Annotated in this window: 18 protein-coding genes and 1 tRNA gene; 10 read left to right on the forward strand and 9 right to left on the reverse strand. The window is 69.1% G+C overall.

What is annotated here, in order from left to right:
- Positions 1-2 precede the first annotated feature (2 nt).
- The 8 genes from IT355_04365 to IT355_04400 all read left to right on the forward strand — a co-directional run bounded on the left by IT355_04365 (position 3) and on the right by IT355_04400 (position 7,852).
- Complete coding sequence (locus tag IT355_04365; protein ID MCC7052477.1) at positions 3-860, forward strand: hypothetical protein; 858 nt, start codon at positions 3-5, stop codon at positions 858-860.
- Entirely contained in the window at positions 854-2,056 is a 1,203-nt protein-coding gene (locus IT355_04370) for a hypothetical protein (protein ID MCC7052478.1), read from the forward strand. Before IT355_04365 ends, IT355_04370 begins: the two co-directional genes overlap by 7 nt.
- Before the next feature lie 135 nt (positions 2,057-2,191).
- Positions 2,192-3,337, forward strand: coding sequence for a radical SAM protein (locus tag IT355_04375; GenBank protein ID MCC7052479.1), 1,146 nt, complete (start codon positions 2,192-2,194; stop codon positions 3,335-3,337).
- Positions 3,334-4,125, forward strand: coding sequence for a hypothetical protein (locus IT355_04380; protein MCC7052480.1), 792 nt, complete (start codon positions 3,334-3,336; stop codon positions 4,123-4,125). Before IT355_04375 ends, IT355_04380 begins: the two co-directional genes overlap by 4 nt.
- Positions 4,126-4,295: 170 nt before the next feature.
- Positions 4,296-5,330 carry a VWA domain-containing protein gene (locus IT355_04385; GenBank protein ID MCC7052481.1) on the forward strand — a complete coding sequence of 345 codons (1,035 nt, stop codon included), beginning with the start codon at positions 4,296-4,298 and terminating at the stop codon, positions 5,328-5,330.
- Between the two features lie 99 nt (positions 5,331-5,429).
- Entirely contained in the window at positions 5,430-6,389 is a 960-nt protein-coding gene (locus IT355_04390; protein MCC7052482.1) for an SH3 domain-containing protein, read from the forward strand.
- Between the two features lie 190 nt (positions 6,390-6,579).
- Positions 6,580-7,518: an HNH endonuclease gene (locus tag IT355_04395; protein ID MCC7052483.1), complete on the forward strand. Its 939-nt coding sequence runs from the start codon at positions 6,580-6,582 to the stop codon at positions 7,516-7,518.
- A complete protein-coding gene (locus IT355_04400) occupies positions 7,409-7,852 on the forward strand; it encodes a nucleotide pyrophosphohydrolase (protein ID MCC7052484.1) in 444 nt (147 codons plus the stop codon). The genes IT355_04395 and IT355_04400 overlap by 110 nt, the downstream gene beginning before the upstream one ends.
- 221 nt (positions 7,853-8,073) lie before the next feature.
- On the opposite strand, the gene IT355_04405 is transcribed toward IT355_04400, so the two are convergent.
- From IT355_04405 to IT355_04415, 3 genes are all read right to left on the reverse strand, one after another.
- The gene (locus IT355_04405; GenBank protein ID MCC7052485.1) at positions 8,074-9,174 is read right to left on the reverse strand and encodes a Fic family protein; all 1,101 of its coding nucleotides are present in this window, start codon (positions 9,172-9,174) and stop codon (positions 8,074-8,076) included.
- Between the two features lie 233 nt (positions 9,175-9,407).
- On the reverse strand, positions 9,408-11,258 hold the full coding sequence (locus IT355_04410) for a DEAD/DEAH box helicase (GenBank protein ID MCC7052486.1): 1,851 nt from the start codon (positions 11,256-11,258) through the stop codon (positions 9,408-9,410).
- A gap of 259 nt (positions 11,259-11,517) precedes the next feature.
- Positions 11,518-12,264 carry a helix-turn-helix transcriptional regulator gene (locus tag IT355_04415; protein MCC7052487.1) on the reverse strand — a complete coding sequence of 249 codons (747 nt, stop codon included), beginning with the start codon at positions 12,262-12,264 and terminating at the stop codon, positions 11,518-11,520.
- A gap of 185 nt (positions 12,265-12,449) precedes the next feature.
- Here IT355_04415 and IT355_04420 point away from each other — a divergent pair, with 185 nt between their 5' ends.
- The gene (locus IT355_04420) at positions 12,450-12,857 is read left to right on the forward strand and encodes a VOC family protein (protein MCC7052488.1); all 408 of its coding nucleotides are present in this window, start codon (positions 12,450-12,452) and stop codon (positions 12,855-12,857) included.
- A 157-nt stretch (positions 12,858-13,014) separates the two neighbouring features.
- A complete protein-coding gene (locus IT355_04425) occupies positions 13,015-13,551 on the forward strand; it encodes a dihydrofolate reductase (protein ID MCC7052489.1) in 537 nt (178 codons plus the stop codon).
- Positions 13,552-13,716: 165 nt separating this feature from the next.
- Here the strand turns inward: IT355_04425 and IT355_04430 are convergent, their stop codons facing one another.
- The 6 genes from IT355_04430 to IT355_04455 all read right to left on the reverse strand — a co-directional run bounded on the left by IT355_04430 (position 13,717) and on the right by IT355_04455 (position 19,431).
- The gene (locus tag IT355_04430) at positions 13,717-14,439 is read right to left on the reverse strand and encodes a PEP-CTERM sorting domain-containing protein (GenBank protein MCC7052490.1); all 723 of its coding nucleotides are present in this window, start codon (positions 14,437-14,439) and stop codon (positions 13,717-13,719) included.
- Positions 14,440-14,630: 191 nt separating this feature from the next.
- Positions 14,631-14,703: transfer RNA gene (locus IT355_04435), tRNA-Phe, on the reverse strand.
- A 142-nt stretch (positions 14,704-14,845) separates the two neighbouring features.
- Positions 14,846-15,250, reverse strand: a complete 405-nt coding sequence (gene queF / locus IT355_04440) for an NADPH-dependent 7-cyano-7-deazaguanine reductase QueF (GenBank protein ID MCC7052491.1) — start codon at positions 15,248-15,250, stop codon at positions 14,846-14,848.
- Positions 15,251-15,806: 556 nt separating this feature from the next.
- Complete coding sequence (locus IT355_04445) at positions 15,807-16,772, reverse strand: rhomboid family intramembrane serine protease (protein ID MCC7052492.1); 966 nt, start codon at positions 16,770-16,772, stop codon at positions 15,807-15,809.
- A gap of 226 nt (positions 16,773-16,998) precedes the next feature.
- Positions 16,999-17,997 carry a D-alanine--D-alanine ligase gene (locus IT355_04450; protein ID MCC7052493.1) on the reverse strand — a complete coding sequence of 333 codons (999 nt, stop codon included), beginning with the start codon at positions 17,995-17,997 and terminating at the stop codon, positions 16,999-17,001.
- A gap of 3 nt (positions 17,998-18,000) precedes the next feature.
- Positions 18,001-19,431, reverse strand: coding sequence for a pyridoxal-phosphate dependent enzyme (locus tag IT355_04455; GenBank protein ID MCC7052494.1), 1,431 nt, complete (start codon positions 19,429-19,431; stop codon positions 18,001-18,003).
- Between the last annotated feature and the right edge of the window lie 17 nt (positions 19,432-19,448).

The following is a 19,448-nucleotide window of genomic DNA, read 5'->3' on the forward strand; positions in this document are numbered from 1 at the left end:
TGATGATCCATGGACGCTCGCAGGGCGGGAAGATCGCCAACGAGCTCAAGGCCACCTGGACCAAGACGCTGCAGGAGGGATTCAGCGCCTGCAACGCCACCTGGCCGCAGACGGTGCAGGTGGACTTCCCCTACTACGCCGACCTCCTCGACGACTTCGCCGCCCGTGCCGGCCTCCCCTCCACCGGCGATGTCGCGGCCAAGGGCCCCGGCCAGAACGTGAAGTACGAACAGTTCATGCAGTCGGCACTGGACGAGCTCCAGGCCAACGCCGAGATCAGCGACGCCGAGGTGCAGGCACAGGTGCCCGACGGTGTGCCGCAGCAGAAGGGACCGCAGAACTGGTGGTGGGTGCAGGCCATCGCGCGCGCGATCGACAACCGGCTCGAGGGCGTCACCAGCGTCACCATCGAGACCTTCCTGAAGGACGTATTCGTCTACGTCTCGGCACCCGCGGTCGCCAAGGCCGTCAACGCCATCGTGGAGAAGGAGATCACCACCGAGCCCACGATCGTGATCGGCCATTCGCTGGGCAGCGTGGTGGCCTACAACGTGCTCGTGAAGCACGCGCCGAACATGGCGCTGAAGAAGTTCATCACCGTCGGCTCGCCGCTGGGCCTGCGCGTCATCAGCAGCAAGCTCGGGCTGCTCAGCAATCCGGCCGGTGCCGGTGGCTGGTACAACGCGTACGACGATCGCGACGTGGTGGCCCTCAACCCGCTCGACGACGAGTACTTCCCCACCACACCCGGCATCGAGAACAGCAGGCACGTGCGGAATTCCACCAGCAACCGGCACGGCATCATCGGCTACCTGAACGACGCTGCGGTCGCGAAGCAGGTGGCCGACGCACTGTGCTGACCCGCACACCCTTCGTCCCCCCGGCCGCACTCGAGTCCCTCCGCCGCCAGCAGCAGGTCGGCCGCGAGAAACTCGGCGTGTACCACGCCCTCAGTCGCGGCGACGTCCTCGCGCAGTCCCTCGCCCGCGCCGACGCCAGGGAAGGTGCGGCCACGGCGGAGGATGGCTGGATCTACTCGAACGGGATGCGCTTCCCCGAGGCCACCGAGCGGACCCGGTGGGCGCGCACCCGCGCCATCATCAGCCGCACCCAGCCCGGCACCGACGAGGATCCGAAGTACCTCGAGATGACCGCACGGCAGCTCGCGTCCATCGAAATGCTGCTCCGTGCCGATCACACCGACGCCCCGGATGCCCGCATGGCGGAGATCTGCGATCGCATCCTGCTCGGCACCTCACCGGCGCTGGTGCCCGATGCGCTCGCCCGCCGCGTCGGCGACCATTTCATCGTGCTGGTCTCGTTCGGCCTCATCGACTTCTGCTACCAGTCGGCCAAGGCGTCGGTGCTGAGCTGGAAGCCGATCCCCGCCCCCGACGGCGTCGCCTTCAGTTTCCGGAACGAGGCCGCCCACGTCGACGAGGTGCTGGCGGCCGACCCGTCGCCGCTTCGGCTGTTCCAGTCCACGCTCGAGGCGTTCCTGTTCGAGGGGCTGCCGCGAGCCGTCAGCAACGCCCCGCCCGCCGCGAACTACCAGGCGCCCCTCGGCATCCTCACCAACGCCAACGAGCGCTTCATCCTGGCCCACGAGGTCGGTCACACCCTCCATGATGCCCTGGACATCGTGCCCGCCGACGGCACCGCCGTGGCCGAGGAACTCGCCGTGGACGACTTCGCCTTCTACGCCGTGGTCGAGAGCGGTCACCGTTTCGACGCACTCCCGCCCAATTTCTCGGCCCAGGGTGCATATTTCGTGTTAACTGCTCTCGAAGTCATCCGACAGGCGCTCGATCTGGCCCGGCATGGCGAGGTGCGGGAGGACCACGGGTTCGTGGGCCATCCACCGGTGGCCCGGCGGTTGCAAGCGTTGCGTCAGCGGTATCTGGCGACGGTGTCGGATCGTGACGACGACCTGTGGATCGAGCCGGCCTTGAGCCCGGCGAGAACGTTGCAGCAGCTCTGGGATCGTGTGATCGCGAATGGGGCCGCCGAGCGCTGGCGGGGCAGGACCGTGCACCGGATCTGGGCGGGCGTGTGATGTGACTGTGGCGGGCCGGCACCAGCCCGCCACGACCACACCATCGGGCCGCCGGATCCGGTGGCCACGTGCTCCCGCCACACTCCCGTGCGCCTCGCGCCGTCTCCGCGGCTGCCTGCGCACCCCGGAGTGTGGATGCGTTTCAGGGCGTCGATGCGCGCGTGGCTGGTGCCTGCGCTGAAGAAGCGGCCGCGTGTGTGGTCGATGGTGCGGAAGACCGACCTGGCCGTCGAACGCACGCGCCACAGCGCCGCCCGCATGCTGCCGGTGCTCATCCGGCCGCAGCCGCGCCAGCTGCACGTCGCCATCACCGCCCACTGCAACCAGCGCTGCGCGGGCTGCCGCTACGGCCGCGAGTTCATGCAGGGGCACCAGCTCTCGCTGCAGATGGTGCGCCACCTGATCGACGATGCCGCGGACGCCGGATTCGGCGAGGTGCGGCTCTATGGCGGCGAGCCGCTGCTCCACCCCGACCTGCCCGCCATGGTCGCGCACGTCATCGCACGCGGCATGCGGCCGTACGTCACCACCAACGCCGTGCTGCTGCGCCACCGCATCGACGCGCTGTACGAGGCCGGGCTGCGCAACATGAACATCGGCTTCTACGGCGTGGGAGACGCGTACGACAGCTACGTGCACCGCCATCGCTCGTTCGACCGTGTCGAGGCCGGCATCAAGGCCGTGCGCGACCGCTACGGCATGGATGTGAACATGCGCATCAACTGGCTGCTGATGCGCCCGTCGGCCACCCTCGCCGACCTCGACGCCGCCTGCCGCTTCGCCGACCGTTACCAGCTCCGCATCCAGGTGGACCTGGTGCACTACTCGCTGCCCTACTTCACCGAGGGGCCGGAGGGGGCGCTGCAATTCCGGCCCGAAGACCGCCCGCAGCTCGAGTGCATCACCGCCGACCTCCTGCGCCGCCAGCGTGAGCAGCCCGACCTGTTCGTGCACGCCGACCTGGGGCTGCGCGCCATCCCCGACTGGATCATGAACGGCGCCGGGATGCGCGTGCCGTGCGATGCCGGGAACATGGCCTGGGTCGGCGCCGACGGCACGGTGCAGCTCTGCTACGTGACGTTCCGGCTGGGCAACCTGCATGAGCAGCGCCTCAGTGCGATGCTCTTCAACGCCACCCACCGCCAGGCCGCGCGTGATGCCTTCACCCTCGACTGCCCGAACTGCCACTGCGGGTACGACACGCGCGTGCTGAAGGATGCCACGGCGGCGCGCCGCTATCGCGACCTGCTGGATGCGGAGGCGGTCGCGAGGGCGGGATGAACCTCAGCCGCATCGTCACGTACCTGCTCGCCCGTCGGGACATCCGGGCGTGGCAGGCTGCACGGACAACCGAACAGCACACGCTCGCGCCCGGCGCCGACAGTCTCCCGGCGGACCTGGTCCCGACGGTCATTTCCGGCGACCGTCGCGACCGTGTGCTTGCCGAGTTCGACCAGCATGGCGCACTCGTTGCCAGCGATCCGCGTGACGCCGCCATCTTCGGCCAGGCCGGCCGTCACGTCGAGCGCCATCATCACCGCGTGCAGGTGGTGCTCACCGGTGGACACGTTCGGGTGCGCAAGCAGCGCATCCTGCCATCGCCGGCGGGTGTCCGGAACCGTCTCCGTGCTCGCATCGGCGGCGCGCTGGAGGCGGCATCGCTGATCCGCCTTGCCGGGCAAGTGCCCGTTCCCGCCCTGCGCGACTTCGATGCCGGCACCGGCACCGTGGAGCTCGACTACATCTGGGGCAACGACGTGCGTCGCGAACTCGCCGCGCACGATGGCACGACCGACGAGGATGAGCTCGCGCGCCGCTTTGCCCGCCTGGTGCACGGGGGCGATCCCGTCTTCGCCGGGTGGATCCGTGCGGTTGGTGCCACCACGGTGCGCTGCGGGGTGGCGCCGCTGGACATGCACGCCGGCAACGTGCTGCGCGGCGGCCGGACCGGCGGCTTCCACCTCGTGGACTTCAACCTCGTCGTGCTCCGGCCCGCGCCCGGGTGGTCGGCGGCGGTGCGCGGTTTCGCGCGGCTGTGCGGGCTCGAGCCGGGCGGCGACATTCGCTGAACGCTGCTGGTGGCATTTGCGCCGGTGGTGGCGGGCTGCGAGTATGCGGAGCAGTCGGCGGCTGGCCGGCGCGCTGCGGCGACCCCGTGTGTGCAACCCGGGCGGTGCATCGTGCCGCTGCCAGTGCCGCCGCCACGGCCCCACCATCGTCTTCCCGAACCCCGATCCCCATGCCGCGTCCGATGCCGGTGCGCTCCCTCATCGCCGCCCTTGCCGCGGCGCTCCTCGCCGGCGGCTGTTCCGACCGACCCACCGCGCCAGACGGTGGACTGCCGCCGATCACGAGCCTCTCCGTCTCCGGTGTGCGGGTGAACAGTGCCGATTTCCGCACCAACGGCACGTTCCGGCTCGGCCTGATCGCGACGGCGGCAGACAGCGTGCCGATCCTGAACACCGGTGTGAGCGTGGCGGTGGCGCTCACCAGCCTGTCGTCCGGCGATCCGGCCGCGTTCGCGGTGACCCGCGACAACACCACCGTCTCGCAGCCCGGCAGCGCCGACATGCGCGCCGCGATCCTGCTCGATGATTCCGGGTCGATGAGCAGCAACGATCCCACCGAGTTCCGCAGCAGTGCCGCGGAGCTGTTCTGGGCCGCCGTGCTGCCCGTGCGCGCCGGCAACCAGGTGGCACTGCTCGACTTCGGCGCCGGTGCCACCGCGCCGTTCACCAACTCGCGCCTGCTGCAGGCCTTCACCGCCGATGCCTCGCTGCTGGCCACGAAGCTGTCGGCGATCGGGGCGTTCGGCGGCACGCCGCTGTACGAGTCGCTGCTCGAGACGGTGGACTGGATGACCACCAACACCACCGCGTCGCAGAATCGCGTGATCCTGCTGCTCACCGACGGATCGCCGAACAGCACCACCTCTCGCGACGCCGCCATCCAGGCCGCGGTGGACGCCAGCATCACGGTGCACACCGTCGGGCTTGGCCCCGCATCCGACCAGAGCCCGAGCGTCTCCACGGCGGCACTGACGGCCGTGCGCGAGATCGCGGACCGAACCGGCGGCGTCTATTCCGCCGCCACCACCGCGCCGGCGCTGGAGCCCATCTTCGCGGCGCTCGCGCGTGCCACCAGCCGCGGTCAGCTCATCAGCACCTTCCGCATCACCCCCGTGCCGGCCTCCGGCACGCGCGTGTCGGGCACCGTGACCGTCGGCTCCGGCGGCACCACCGGCGTGGCGAGCTTTTCGTTCGTGGCGCCGTAGTTCCCGGCCCGGCCCGGTGATCCGCGCGCCGACCGAGTGCGCGCGACGGTGATCCGAGGCACCCGTCCCTGATCGACCCAATCCGAACCGAGGTGTGGCATGAGGGTTTCGCTGGCGCTGGTGGGGGCACTGCTCTGTGTGCCGGCCCTCGCAACCGGGCAGCAGCGTGAGGCGGTGGTCGCGATGGACCGCGCCACGGTGCGCCGGTCACCATCCACGCGCGCGGCGATCGTCGCGCGTCTGCCGCGTGGAGCGGCCGTGACCGTGCTGAGCCGCACCTCCACCTGGTGGCGCGTGTCGAACGGTTCGGTGAGCGGCTATTCGCGGGGCGAGAACTTCAGGCTGGTGCGCGCGCGCGAGGGATCGCCGACCGTGGCGCGGGATGCGGCCGAGCCCATCTTGCGGCCGGCCCCGCCCACGGGGGATGCGGCTCCGGATGTGTCGGCGCGGACCGCCGCGGCGGCGGTGGCACCCGCGTCACGACCCGCCTCCCCACCTCCGGCTGGCGGACGGGGCGGCGTGTCCGGTCAGCCCGTGACGCCGGCGTCGCGCGATACGCCCGCACCGTCCCCGACCGTCCGAACGGCGGCCGGGGCCAGGGCGCCAGCTGCGGACCCCGGGCTGCTCTTCGGGCTGCTGGGGTCGGTCACCCAGGTCACGCCCACGGGCGGTGGAGCGAAGGCGACCCATCTGGCCGGCACCGCGCTGGTGCTGCTGGAGCGCCGGCCGTTCGGGGTGTACGTGGCCCCGGAGTTCGGGAGCGGCGCCGGGTATCGCTCGCTGATGCTGGGTGGTGGGCTGTCGCTGCGGGTGCTGACGTACGACCGGCTGCAGGTGCGCGGGCTGGGCGGGTACACGACCTATCGCGAGACACTGTCGCCGGCGGTGTCGGGGGTGAGTTCGGAGATCCTGTCGTCACACGGCGCGTCGGTGGGTGGGCTGGTGACGGTGCGGGCGGTGGGTGGGTTCCGGGTGGCGTATCGGGGGGCGTACACGCGCGGGTTCGGGGACCAGGCGGGGATGGAGTTCTGGAGGCATTCGGTGGGGGTGGTGCGGTGAGGGGATGGAGCACTGACCCGTCGATGCTTCGCCGAACCACCACGTGTCCTGCAGGCTCCCGGGTTTCGTGTCACGCGATCCTGCTCGCGAGCGCAGATCGGCGTTGATCGCCAGCGGGGATGCCCGGGGCACCAGGCACCGAGGCGCATTGATCACATGCCTACAGTCACAACTTGCACCGAACGGCACGATGCGATTCTGGACCGGCGTCACCGACAACCGATGGTACCAGAACCTCGCAAGCCAGGCGAGTGTGAACGAGGTCAACTTCTGGCATCCGCGCGGCCGCGCGCCGTTCTCCTCGCTGCCAGAGGGCACGCCGTTCCTCTTCAAGCTGAAGCGTCCGCACCATCACATCGCCGGTGGCGGCTTCTTCATCAAGTATGTCTCGCTCCCGATCGAGCTGGCGTGGGATGCCTTCGGCACCAAGAACGGTGCTGACACCTTCGAGCAGTTCGAGCGGCTGATCCGTGACGCGCAGGGTCCCGATGCCGACCGGACGAAGGACATCGGGTGCAGCATCCTCGGTGAGCCCTTCTTCCTGCCGCGTGACTCGTGGATTCCGCTCGAGGAAGACTTTGCTGGCAACATCGTCTCCGGGAAGTCCTTCGACTCGACCGATGGCAGCGCGGGCACGCGGATCTGGGAGTCAGTCGAGTTGGCGATGCATCTCGGTGCGGCGCGTGCGGCGATCGTCGCCGAGCGTCCGGTCATGCGTGGCACGCCGGTGCTGTTCACGCCTCGTCGAGGGCAGGGGGCGTTTCGTGCCCTCGTGACCAACGCGTACGGGCGGCGGTGTGCCATCACCGGCGAGAGCACGCTGCCCGTGCTCGAAGCGGCGCATATCAGGCCAGTGTCGAGCGATGGTCTGCACAACACGTACAACGGCCTCTTGTTGCGTTCCGACTTTCACCGGCTGTTCGATGTCGGCCTGGTGACCGTGACGCCGGATCATCGGGTCGAGGTGAGCACGCGGATCAAGGATCTCTGGTTCAACGGCAAGGCGTACAGTCGCCTGCATGGCGAACGACTGGCCGCGCTGCCGGCTGCGCGAGAGGACCAGCCGCGCGAGGACCTCCTCCGCTGGCACAACGAGAACGTCTACGAGCGAGGATTCAGGAGTGCTTAGCCCCGAGACGCTTCAGGCCTTGCTTCACTTCCGGCGGGAACGCGACTGGGAGCAGTTTCATTCCCCGCGCAACCTGGCCATCGCGATCGCCGTGGAGGCGGGAGAGTTGCTCGAGCAGTTCCAGTGGATGAAGGACGGAGAATCACGGCCGACGGCGGCGCAGCGTGACGCGCTGGAGCTCGAGATGGCGGATGTGGCCATCCTGTTGTCGTACCTCGCCGCCGATCTCGATGTCGACCTCGACGCGGCTGTCCGGCGGAAGCTCGCGGTGAATGCGGGACGGTATCCGGTGGCAAAAGCCCGGGGGTCGGCGGTGAAGTACGACGCGTTGTGAGGATCTGTGGCGCGCGTGGTGAACACCTAGGTCCGGCATTCGCGGACACATGAGAACCGGCCACCATGGCAATGGCGCCGAGTCGTTGCTCACCCTTCGCTCCGACCGCCAATCCCAAGACTCAGCCCTGCCTCGAGGGAGGAGCTGATTCCGTGGTTCGAGCATGTCGACTCAGCACGCACGGCACCGCGCGCAGTGCCTGAGCTCGGACTCGCGTGCTCTCAGCCGTTTCGACGCGCCTCACCCTCCTCCATCTCCTGCACCAGCGCCAGCAACCCTGCCGCCTCCCACACCTGGTTCCGCGCGCCTCCTGCAAGCGGCACCAGCACGCCCGCCCCCACCAGCTGCCGGATCCCCTCGTAGATCGGCGCCTTCGCACGCCCCGTCGCCGCCGCGGCAACCGGAGCCGACATCACCGGATGCGCCGGCAGCACGTCGATCACCGCCCACGCCGCCGCATCGGCACGCGGCGCCTCCGCTGACGTAGCCAGCCGCTCACGCCACTCCGCCACCAGCATGGTCACACGACCCAGGTATGCCGAGGCGAGTGTCGCCGCCGTCGCGGCCGCCGCCGCGAACTGGGCCACCCAGGCCTCCACACGCTCGGCACGGAAGTCCGTCAGCCCCGCGATGTACCGATCTTTCGCGCGCGCGAGCACGACACTGATCGGCGGCACATAGTCCGGCGCCAGCCCACGTCGACGCAGCACGACCTGCACCAATGCGCGCCCGGTGCGACCGTTGCCATCGTCGAACGGATGAATCGTCTCGAATTGCGCATGCACCAGCGCCGCCTGGACGATCGGTGGGAGCGTGTCGTCGTTGATGGCCTCGCACAGGTCGTCCAACAGCGATGCGACATGCTCCGGTGGCGGCGGGACGAAGTCGGCGCCGCACGGGTTGTAGTCGTTGCCGCCGATCCAGTTCTGCGTGGTCCGTATGCGATCCGCCACACGCGCCGCGTTCGCCGCACCCGCCATGAGTCGTGCGTGGATCGCCGTGATCTGGTCCACCGTGAAGGCCGGGGCGCGCGCGGCTGCATCCGTCGCGAGCCGCATCGCATCGACGTTCGCCAGGACATCCACGGCCGTCGGCGCCACGCGCTGTCCCGCCGCGGACTTGGCCTCCGCACGCGCCAGCTCGCGCACACCGACCTGCAGCCCCTCCACTTTCGACGAAGCGATGGACTCCGTCCGGAGCAGCAACCGAGCGAGCGGCGCCAGCGCTGGCCGGGCCGAAGCGTTCAGGCGCTGGATCGCCGCCTCAGCCTCCGAGACCACCCCGGCCGTGTCTGCTCCCAGCGGGATAGCCAGCTCAGCCATTGCGGCTGGGACAAACGCCTCGTAGCCGCACGCACGCCTGTACTTGGGAGGTGCGTACAGCGTGGGGTCGTGCTGCCACGTCAGGGCGATAGTGCGAGGCGGCAAGGTGAACCTGGGCTGGCTACTTGGTTCGGTTTACTGGCTATCCCGAACCAAGAGAACGCCATAGTTCGGTTTAGGCAACACTCGAAGCCCGAACAAAGGCATAGTCTCTACCCTCCGGGCACAGCGCCCTACCCCCCGCGCACCACCCGCTCGATCTCACGGATCGTCCCCCGATCATCTCCCATCATCCCCTTCATCGCCGACACCCGCCCCGCCACCACCCGCGCGATCCGCACCTCCACCGTGTCCTCCCCGAGCATCCAGTACTGCAGACTGCTCCGCCCATCCCGGTGCGTCCGCCCCTCGATCTGCGCCATCTCCAGCGCACTCCACCGCAGGTCATGAATCAACTGCCCCCGCTCCACATCATTCCCACCCACCGCACGCTCCCCCGCGTGCAGGCTGATCCCCTCCTTCACCGTGTAGATCACCACCGGACACTCCCCGCGCTGGAACCGGATCCGCTCCGCCTCCTTCTCGCCAGCCGGCATCCCGCCCTTCAACACCGCACACGCATACCGCTCCTTCTCCAGCGCTGAACGGATCACCTCGAGCGTCTCGTGAAACTCCACCGAGATCGCCACCTGCTTCCCGTTCTCCAGCAGCTCGATCGCCTGCGCAATCGTCGCACCCGTCCGCAACAGGCTCGCCTTCTGCCGGAACCGCAGCTGCACCACCAGCGCATGCTGCTCGCTGATCCCACCCTGCGCGATCAGTCCCAGCTCCTCCCGGAACTCATGCCACGCCGCGTCGTACAGCGCGCGCTCGTCATGATCCAGCACCACCGGTGTCAGCAGCCGCGTCACCTCCGGCCACCCTGCGATGTCACTCGGCCGGCGCCTGATGCCCGCCGGACGTCGACCCCCGAACAACAGCCCGCGGATGATGTCGATCGCCTCCGGGTTCTCCGCCTCGTTCCACACCCACTGCCCGTACGATGACGTGAGGTGGATGCCGCGCCCGGCACACCAGGTGCGGAAGTCGTTCACCTCCGAGAGCTTGTCGCCCGTGGTGCTGGCCAGCAGCGGCGCGAGGTACTGCAGCTCCACCGGTGACTGCCCTGCCGTGGCCGAGAGCCAGAGCGTGAACCCGGCCGCGCGCTGCAGGCGACTCACGAGCTTCGAGCGAGCGGATGCCGGGTTCTTGCACTTGTGCGATTCATCCAGGATCAACACGTCGAACCCCAGCGCCTTCGCGAACCGGGCCAGCCCCTTCTTCGACCGCACCCGCGTCGACGATTCCGACGCGTCGAACAGCTTCTCCAGCCGGTCGTAGTTGATGCAGACGATCCACTTCCCCTCGTCTCCCATCTGGGCGATCGTGCGCCGCCAGTGCGGCACCACGTCTTTCGGCGACACGATGCACACCGTCACGGCGTCCTTCATGCGCAGCACTGCACCCCACGCCGAGATCGTCTTGCCGATGCCCACGTCATCGGCCAGCAGGAAGCCCGGGCGTTCCGCCGCACGCGCGCCGAAGATGCGCCTGATCGCCTCCACCTGGTGTGGACGCGGCACGGGAGCGTCGACCGCGGGCGGTGTGTACGTGGGCTCGACGATGTCGTTCAGCTCCGCCTCCACCCACCGCTCCCACGAGTAGGGCTGGTTGCGGTACGACGTCAGCGCGTCGGGCACCTCGTGCCCTGCATAAGTCCAGACCTTCTGCGTGCTGTCGTACCGCGCCCCCGCCTCGCGCGCCAGCGACTTCAGCGCGAACGGCACGTCGAGCACATGCACCGGCGCCGGGCCCGCCTGTCGCGGCGCGCTCACGACCCGCCCTGCCGGTGCGATGCGCTCCATCGCCAGCACCGTCTGCGCCGAGCCGAGTGAGTAGCGACGGAGTGCAGCAGGCAACTCCGCTGCGGTGACGGCCCAGGTGCGCGTGGCCGGCTGCCAGGTCATCGGCGTGCCGGCACTGCGCGCCACAAGCTTCGCGGCGTCGCGCTCACCGGGGGGAATGGACAGCGCGAAGGTGGGCATGCGGGATGGACGTCGGAGTGCAGAGTCTCGGCGTCGGCTCGCGGAGAAAGCGCGAGGACCTCGACGCGACAGGTGGGCGCCGGTGAATCAACCGCGGCGACGCGCACCGCGCAGAGTGGGACGGTCGTGCCCACCGACGCGACGCACGGCGTGCGACCGGGAAGGTGCCTTCGGGAGGCAGCGGCCGTCGGGCCTCTCGGACCCGGTGCCGCCCGGGCGCGGTTGACGCGCTGTCATCCACGTGCCTTTCACGCGCCCCTCACCCCCGCCCCGTCCCCCGCCCGAACACCCCCGGCGTCACCCCCACCTCCCGCCGAAACGCCTGCACGAATGCACTCGTCGTCGCATACCCGGTCGCCAGCCCCGCCGCCGTCACCGTCGCGCCATCCGCCAGCAGCTGCATGGCGTGAATCACCCGCGCCCGGCGACGCCACGCTCCCAGACTGAGCCCGGTCTCGGTGCGGAACAGCCGCTCCAGCGTGCGCACGCTCGCATGCGCCTCGCCCGCGATCTCCGCCACGCTGCGCTCCAGCGAGACCTCAGCCCGCACCAGCGCCGCCGCACGCCGCGCCCGTGGATCCGCCGGCATCGGCAATTCGCGCGACCGGTCGGCCAGTATCCGCTCCGCACGCGCCTCGCGCGCGACTTCGTCCCGCAGCACCGCGAACAGCCGCCGCTCCACCGGCACGCCGTCGTGCAGCACCCCCATCGCACCGATGCGACGCAGCAGCTCGCGCAGCAGCGGCGCGACCGTGATCGCCGTCGGGCCCGACGGGAACGCGCGGCGCGAGTCCGGCCGCACGTACACCTGGCGCAACGTCCCGCGCCCCGACATCCGCACCGCGTGCCCCACGCCGGCCGGCACCCACACGGCCTGGTGCGGCGCGATCACCCACACCCGCGCGTCGATCGTCACCGCCGTCGCCCCGCGCGACGCCCACAGCAGCACCCCCCACTCCATCCCCGCCCGCTGCCAGTGATATCCGGTGCTGAACCCCACCGACATGCACCGCACCCGCGGGTCGGACGTCGAGGGCGGCGGAGGGGATTGCTGGCGGAAATTCGACATCGCATGGCAATCTGTCGTGAGCGGATTTCCCGCGCGAGCCCTATCGTCGCTTGTCGTCGCGCGCGTTCCCCAACCGACCCCACCGCCGTCGGCCGCCCCCGCCCACTCGAACCCCATTCGCCATGTCCGCCTCGCCCGCCCCTACCCCGGTCCGCCACGTCGCCATCAACGCCGACGACACCACCCGCGCCCAGGCCTTCTACGGCAGCGTCTTCGGCTGGACCTTCAACGCCTGGGGCCCCCCAGGATTCTGGATGATCGACACCGGATCCCGCGAACCCGGCGCCCCCATGGCGGCCCTCCAGCAGCGCCGCACCCTCGTCGAGGGCGAGCGGATGACCGGCTTCGAGTGCACCATCGCCACCCCCGACATCCGCGCCACCGAGCGCGCCATCCTCGCCGCCGGCGGCACCATCCTCATGCCCCGCACCACCATCCCCGGTGTCGGACACCTGCTCTGGTTCCGCGACACCGAAGGCAACGTGGCCGGCGCCATGCAGTACGACAGCGGCGCGCGCGTCGAGGACTGACGTCTCCTGCCTCGGCGCGCGACCACGGCCACGAGAGCCATCAGCCGTCCCCGTCACGGGCCGCGCACCGATGACTGGAGTGGCCAGGAGACGTCCAAGCGTCAGCACGCCACTGTGCAGCGCCGCGCCGCCCACGCCTCAGCCCCCCGGAGCCCCCATGGCCCGCCTCGTCTTCGGAATGAACCAGTCGCTCGACGGCTACGTGGACCACACGAGCTTCGGGCCCAGCCCCACGCTCTTCCGCCATTTCGTCAGCGAGGCGCGCAGCCAGGCCGGCAGCATCTACGGGCGGCGCATGTACGACATCATGCGCTACTGGGACGACGACCAGCCCAACTGGAGCGACGATGAACACGCCTTCGCCGACGCGTGGCGCCGGATGCCGAAGTGGGTGGTCTCGCGCACCGCGCCGTCACTCGGCCCGAACACCACGCTCGTCAGCGAAGACCTCGCATCGGCCATCCAGTCGATCAAGGACAGCGTCGAGGGTGAGATCGAGGTCGCCGGCACCCAGATCGCGCGTTCACTCACTGACCTGGGCCTGATCGACGAATACCGGATCTACCTGCACCCCGTTGTGCTCGGGCACGGCACACCCTACTTCGCCGCGGCGCGCGCCCCACTCCAGCTGGTGTCGAGCACGCAGGTCGACGAGCAGGTGCTGCGCCTCGTGTACGTGCCGGCGCAGGGGTAGTCACGCAACGTGTCCGGCCGTTCTGCAGCCACCTGACATCGGTCAATTGACCAGCCGCAAACGCCCACGGGGCGCCGTCTGCAGACAGCGCCCCGCGGGCACATTTCGTTCGGTGGGGCGTCACGTGTCAGGTCGCGAAGCGCACTCCGCCCCGCCAGCTGTCCATCAGACAGCGGCTCGACGCCTCCGGACCACGCCCATCAGTCCAACCAGTCCGGTCGCCATCAGTGCATACGTGCTCGGCTCCGGCACGACGCTCGGATCGCCAGGCACCAGGATCGCCGAGTTCGACCGGATCACGATGCCGTCGGTGATGCCGTCGCCCTGCCAACGGAACTCGATCGTATTCAGACCTGCGGCGAAACTCGACGGACCGACCGTGAACTCGGCCCCCATGACAGAACTGTTGTCCGAACCACACACGGTCGCGCCGCCGACCGCAGCGCCATTGACGAAGAGTCCGAGCCAGAAGTTGTCGAGCGTGCACTGGAACCGGTACGTCAGCGCGTCACCGGCGTTGAGCGTGAACGACGTGCGCAGCACGTAGTCGAAACGTCGCACACCATCACCATTGCCGCCCGGCAGGGAACCGCTGGCCGCCGCGCCAACCCAGGTGGCACTGGGATGAATCACCCACACCGGACTCGTGATCACGAAGGCGTCGGAGAACGAGCCGAGGGATCCCCCGGTGAGTCCAGACGCGACCTGCCACCGGGTATCGCGACCGGCAGTCACCTGTGCACCAGTGCTCACCGGCAGCTGGGCTGACAGGATGCCCGGCGCAAGCGACAAGCCGGTGGCCAGAACGAGCGCGTGTACGTACCGCATGTGTTCTCCTGGGGAGTAGACCGGTGCGGCGGCCCTGCCAGAGTGGACGAGCCCGCACACGATCTCCAACGTGGGATGTTCTCGGCCATTCTCACCCAAAAAGGTTCAGACGCTCCCGAATGGGAAATCGTCACACTCTGGGGCCTGGTCGGGGCGGAAGGCGCAACCGGTGACAAAACGAGACGGGGCCGCATCTCGCGATGCGGCCCCGTCATCCTGATCAAATCGGTCCGGTTTCTTGGGACAACGAGTGGCCAGGGAGGGAGTCGAACCCCCGACACGCGGATTTTCAGTCCGCTGCTCTACCAACTGAGCTACCTGGCCAAGACCGGCAATCTAACCCGCCCCTCACCCCACCTTCAACCCGGCCACACACGCGACTGCAGGCCAGACGACGCACCATCCCGCACGACACACCACGACGCAGGCGACCGCATCGCAAGACGGTGTTCCACACCCCGGAACCTCACACCCCCGCCGGCCGCTCCCCATACCGCGCCGTGATCACCGACTTGATCCCCCCCCGCACCGCAAAATCCCCCTTCACCTCGAAGAACCGCGGCTTCGCCACCTTCACCAGGTCATCGAGGATGTGGTTCACCGCCCGCTCGTAGAAAATCCCGTCGTTCCGGAAGCTCCACAGGTACAGCTTCAGGCTCTTCAGCTCCACACACACCTGGTCCGGCACGTACGTCAGGTACATCGTCGCGAAATCCGGCGCCCCACCCTGCAGCAGCACCAGCTCAGACGCGTCCGTCTCGACCCCGCCCAACGGGCAGAGGCTCGTGAACTCGGGACAGATCATGTGAATCTCGTACGCCCGGTCCGCATACGGATTCGGGAACGTCTCCAGCAACTCGGGCTTCGGCATCAGGGCAGGTCGGTGAAGGGATCGCGCTCGGGGGAATCTAGCACCCCACCCGCCACCGCCCCGCCCGCTCCAGTCGGACCGCACGGCGGCCGAGACCAGATCGGACAGGATCGCCCGCGACACCCGGATCCCGCGCACATCCCACGCGCGGGTGCCCTTGCCCCCCGCTGTACCGACCCCCAGACTACGCGCATCGGTTCTGCGGTGCATGCCGCCGACCATCTCCGCCCGGTCAGCCCAGGCGGTACAGCCCCCCGGCAAGTCCGGGGGGCTCTTTTTTGTCCTGATCCGGCTGAAGAGAGCAACTGCATGACGCAAAGGCGCAAAGGGCGCGAAAGACGCAAAGAGGTCGGCGCGGCCGTCAGCGTTCGCTGCACGCGATGCAGCAAGAAGTTGAGGGGAACTGCCGTGACAGTTGGAGTTCCAAACGCAATTCGAAGCCCCGCACAACGCTGACGCCAGCGACGAACACGGAGTTCTTCGTGTCCTTTGCGCCCTTCGCGCCTTTGCGTCAAGCAGTTGCAGTTGCCGTCGGGTTGCCGACAGGACTGCGAGCCTATCGCTGCCCGTTCCGCAGCAGCTCCGAGAGCTCGCGCAGGCGCGCATGCTCCAGGGACGTCAGGCTCTCCCGGCCGCCACCGTTCGACATCTTGTCGAGCAGCGCATTCATCTCCTCGGTCGCCGACTGCGCCGGCGCCACCGTCGCCGTCACCACCGGGCGCTGCGGCACCGCGGTGGGCGGACGGCGCTGCACGATCGCGTTGCTCCGCGCCACCACGTCGTCCACCGGGTCGGCGGCAGAGTCCACGCTGCGCTGCGGGCGCAGGCCCGAGGTGCGCGGCACGCTGCGCGGCATCTCGTCCTCCGGCAGCTCCGGCGCCGGGCTGAAACGCTCCGGCCACGTGCTCAGCCGGCGCGCCGCCGGCAGCCGCACCAGCACGAACGCCGCCAGGAACCCGCCCAGGTGCGCGAAGTGCGCCACCCCGCTCTGCCCGCCCGTGATGCCCAGCAGGAGGCTCATCACCGCGAACCCCGCCACCGCCCAGCGCACCTGCATCGGGATGATGCCGAAGAAGAGCAACATCGTGCGCGGCCACGCATGTGCGAACGCGTACATCACGCCGAACACCGCCGCACTCGCGCCGATCATGTCCCCCGCCGTGCCGGGAAAGAACCACCGCAGCACGAAATAGTGCAGCGCCGCTCCACCCAGCGCACACCAGAGGTAGAAGCGCACGAATCGCCCCGTGCCGAACAGCCGCTCCACCCGCGGACCGAACTGCCACAACGCGATCATGTTGAACGCGATGTGCCAGATGTCACCATGCAGGAAGGCATACGTCAGCGGCGTCCACCACCGCGCCAGCACACCGGTGCTGTCGAACGCGAAGACCCCCTGCAGGTCCTCCGCCCGCACCACCGTCTGCTGCAGGAAGAAGATCGCCACGTTCGCGACCAGCAACCACAACACCGCAGGTGTCAGCCCGGCGGGACCCTGTTCCTCTGCGTGTGGACTGGACATGCGCGACTTCGGCGATGGGGCGTGAACGACGACGTAGACTGGGTACAACACACGGCACTCGAGGCAGTTCCGACGCCAAACCGCCCCGGCCGCCAGGCACCTGCCCAGCCCCGGTAGACGATCCTCTTGCCCCTGCGGTGACTATCCGTAGAAGCTCGGCCTCTTTTCCCGCACCGGCAAGTCTGATGCCGTACCGTCCAGCCTGCTCAGCAGCAGGGGACAGGCCTCAACGCACCGCATCCTGTACCAGCCGGTCGCACAGCTCCACGAAACTCATCCCCGCCGCCGCCGCGCACTGCGGTACCAGGCTCAGCGCCGTCATCCCTGGCAAGGTGTTCGCCTCCAGGCAGAAGAACTCCCCCTCGGGCGTCAGCCGGAAGTCGATCCGCGCGCACCCGCGCAGCTTGAGCGCCACGTACGCACGCACCGCCTGCCGCTGCACGGTCGCGGTCGCCTCGGGCGTCAGGTCGGCCGGAAAGACCTCCTGCGCCATCCCCGGCGTGTACTTGCACTCATAGTCGTAGATCTCCTTCACCGGGATGATCTCGCCCACCGGCAACGCCTCCCCCGCCAGTACCGGCACCGTGAGCTCACGCCCCGGCACGAAGGTCTCGCACATGACCTCACGGTCGTAGCGCAGCCCCTCCGCCACCGCCCCGTCGAACTGGTCCCGCGACTTCACGATCGTCAGCCCCACCGTGCTCCCCTCCCGGTTGGGCTTCACGATCAGCGGCAGCCCCAGCGCCCCGATCGCCGTGTCGGCATCGACCGGTGTCATCCGCCACGTCGCCGTCGGCACCCCGGCGTGCACCAGCAGCCGCTTGGTCATGTCCTTGTCGAGGGCGATCGCGCTCGACATCGCGCCACTGCCGGTATAGCGCACGCCCGCCACGTCCAGCAGCGCCTGCACCGTACCGTCCTCGCCCTGCCCCCCATGCAGCGCCAGCACCACACACTCTGCATCCCGAACCAGGGGGTGCAGCGGCAGCCCGGGCGTCTGGTCCTGCGCCCTCAGCCCCGCCAGCTCCTCGGGACTCGGCGGCGCACTCCCCACGCTGCGCGCACGCCAGGCCGCCTCGGTGTCCGGATCGATCGGGCCCGTGGCCGGGTCCAGCAGGCGCACCTCGTGTCCCGCCTCCCGCAACGCCGCCGCCATCCGCAACCCGCTCGCCAGTGACACGTTCCGCTCACTCGACGTCCCGCCCAGCAATACGGTCAGCAGCATGAATCAGCGGGCCATGAGGTAGGTGAGCACGTCGGAACGCGTCACGATGCCGGCGATGTTGCCATGCTCGCGGACCAACACCGCCGGGTTGGTCTTCGAGAGCAACGTCACCACCGCATCCACCACCTGCGACCCGTCCACGATCGGATACGGTGAGTCCATCACCTCACTCACCGTCGCGTCCAGCAGCTTCGGGTTCTCCAGGCTCTTCCCCGTCAGCGACCACTCGCTGATGCTCCCCACGCAGCTCTGCCCGTCCATCACCGGCAGCTGCGACACGTCGTGCAGGGTCATCAGCCGCAGCGCCTGCCGCACGCTCTGCCCCGGCGCCGCACTGATCAGCGTCGGCGACGACACATCCTTGTGCGAGATCAGCGTGCCCAGCGTCGCCCGGTCGGTGTCCAGCATCTGGTTCTCGCGCATCCATTCGTCGTTGAACTGCTTCGACAGGTAGCGCTCACCGGTGTCACAGAGGAAGGTCACCACCAGCGCCTCAGGATCATCCAGCCGGCGCGCCAGGTTCAGCGCCGCGTGCGCGATCAGCCCCGCCGACCCGCCCACGAACACACCCTCCTCGCGCGTCAGCCGGCGCGACATCGCAAACGCCTCGCGATCGCCCACCGTCACGAAGTCGTCGATCACCGACATGTCCAGCGTGCCGGGCACCTTGTCCTGCCCCACACCCTCCACCTTGTACGGCGCTCCTTGAATCAGGCTCGCGCCATGACTGCGCCAGTGTTCGGCCAGAATCGACCCATTCGGATCCGCGCCGATGATCTTGATGTTCGGGTTCTTCTCCTTCAGGAAGCGACCCACCCCGCTGATCGTCCCGCCGGTGCCGGCCGCGGCGACGAAGTGCGTGATGCGACCCTCCGTCTGCTCCCAGAGCTCCGGGCCGGTGGTCCGGTAGTGCGCGTCGGGGTTCGACTGGTTGTAGAACTGGTTCGCCAGCACCGCGTTCGGCGTCTCGTGCGCGATCCGCTTCGCCATCATCACGTAGTTGTCAGGATGGTCGTGCGGCACCGCCGTGGGCGTGATGATCACCTCCGCCCCGAACGCCTTGAGCAGGCGCACCTTCTCCTGGCTCATCTTGTCGGGCATGGTGAAAATGCACCGATAGCCCTTGTGCGCCGCCGCGATCGCGAGGCCGATGCCGGTGTTGCCGCTCGTCCCCTCCACGATCACGCCACCCGGCCTGAGCTGCCCGCTCGCCTCGGCCGCCTCGATGATCGGCAGGCCGATGCGGTCCTTCACGCTGCCGCCCGGGTTGAAATAGTCGGCCTTGCCGTAGAGCGGCGTGCGCACCCCGCGCCCCACCCGCGACAGGCGGATCAGCGGGGTCCAGCCGATCGTCTCCAGCACCGAGGCGTACGGCCGACGGTGCCGCTCCACGTGGGTCGCACCCGCAGTCTCAGCGGAAACAGTCATGCACAGCTCCTCGCGCCTCGGCA

The organism is Gemmatimonadaceae bacterium (assembly GCA_020851035.1).
Classification (GTDB): domain Bacteria; phylum Gemmatimonadota; class Gemmatimonadetes; order Gemmatimonadales; family Gemmatimonadaceae; genus JACMLX01.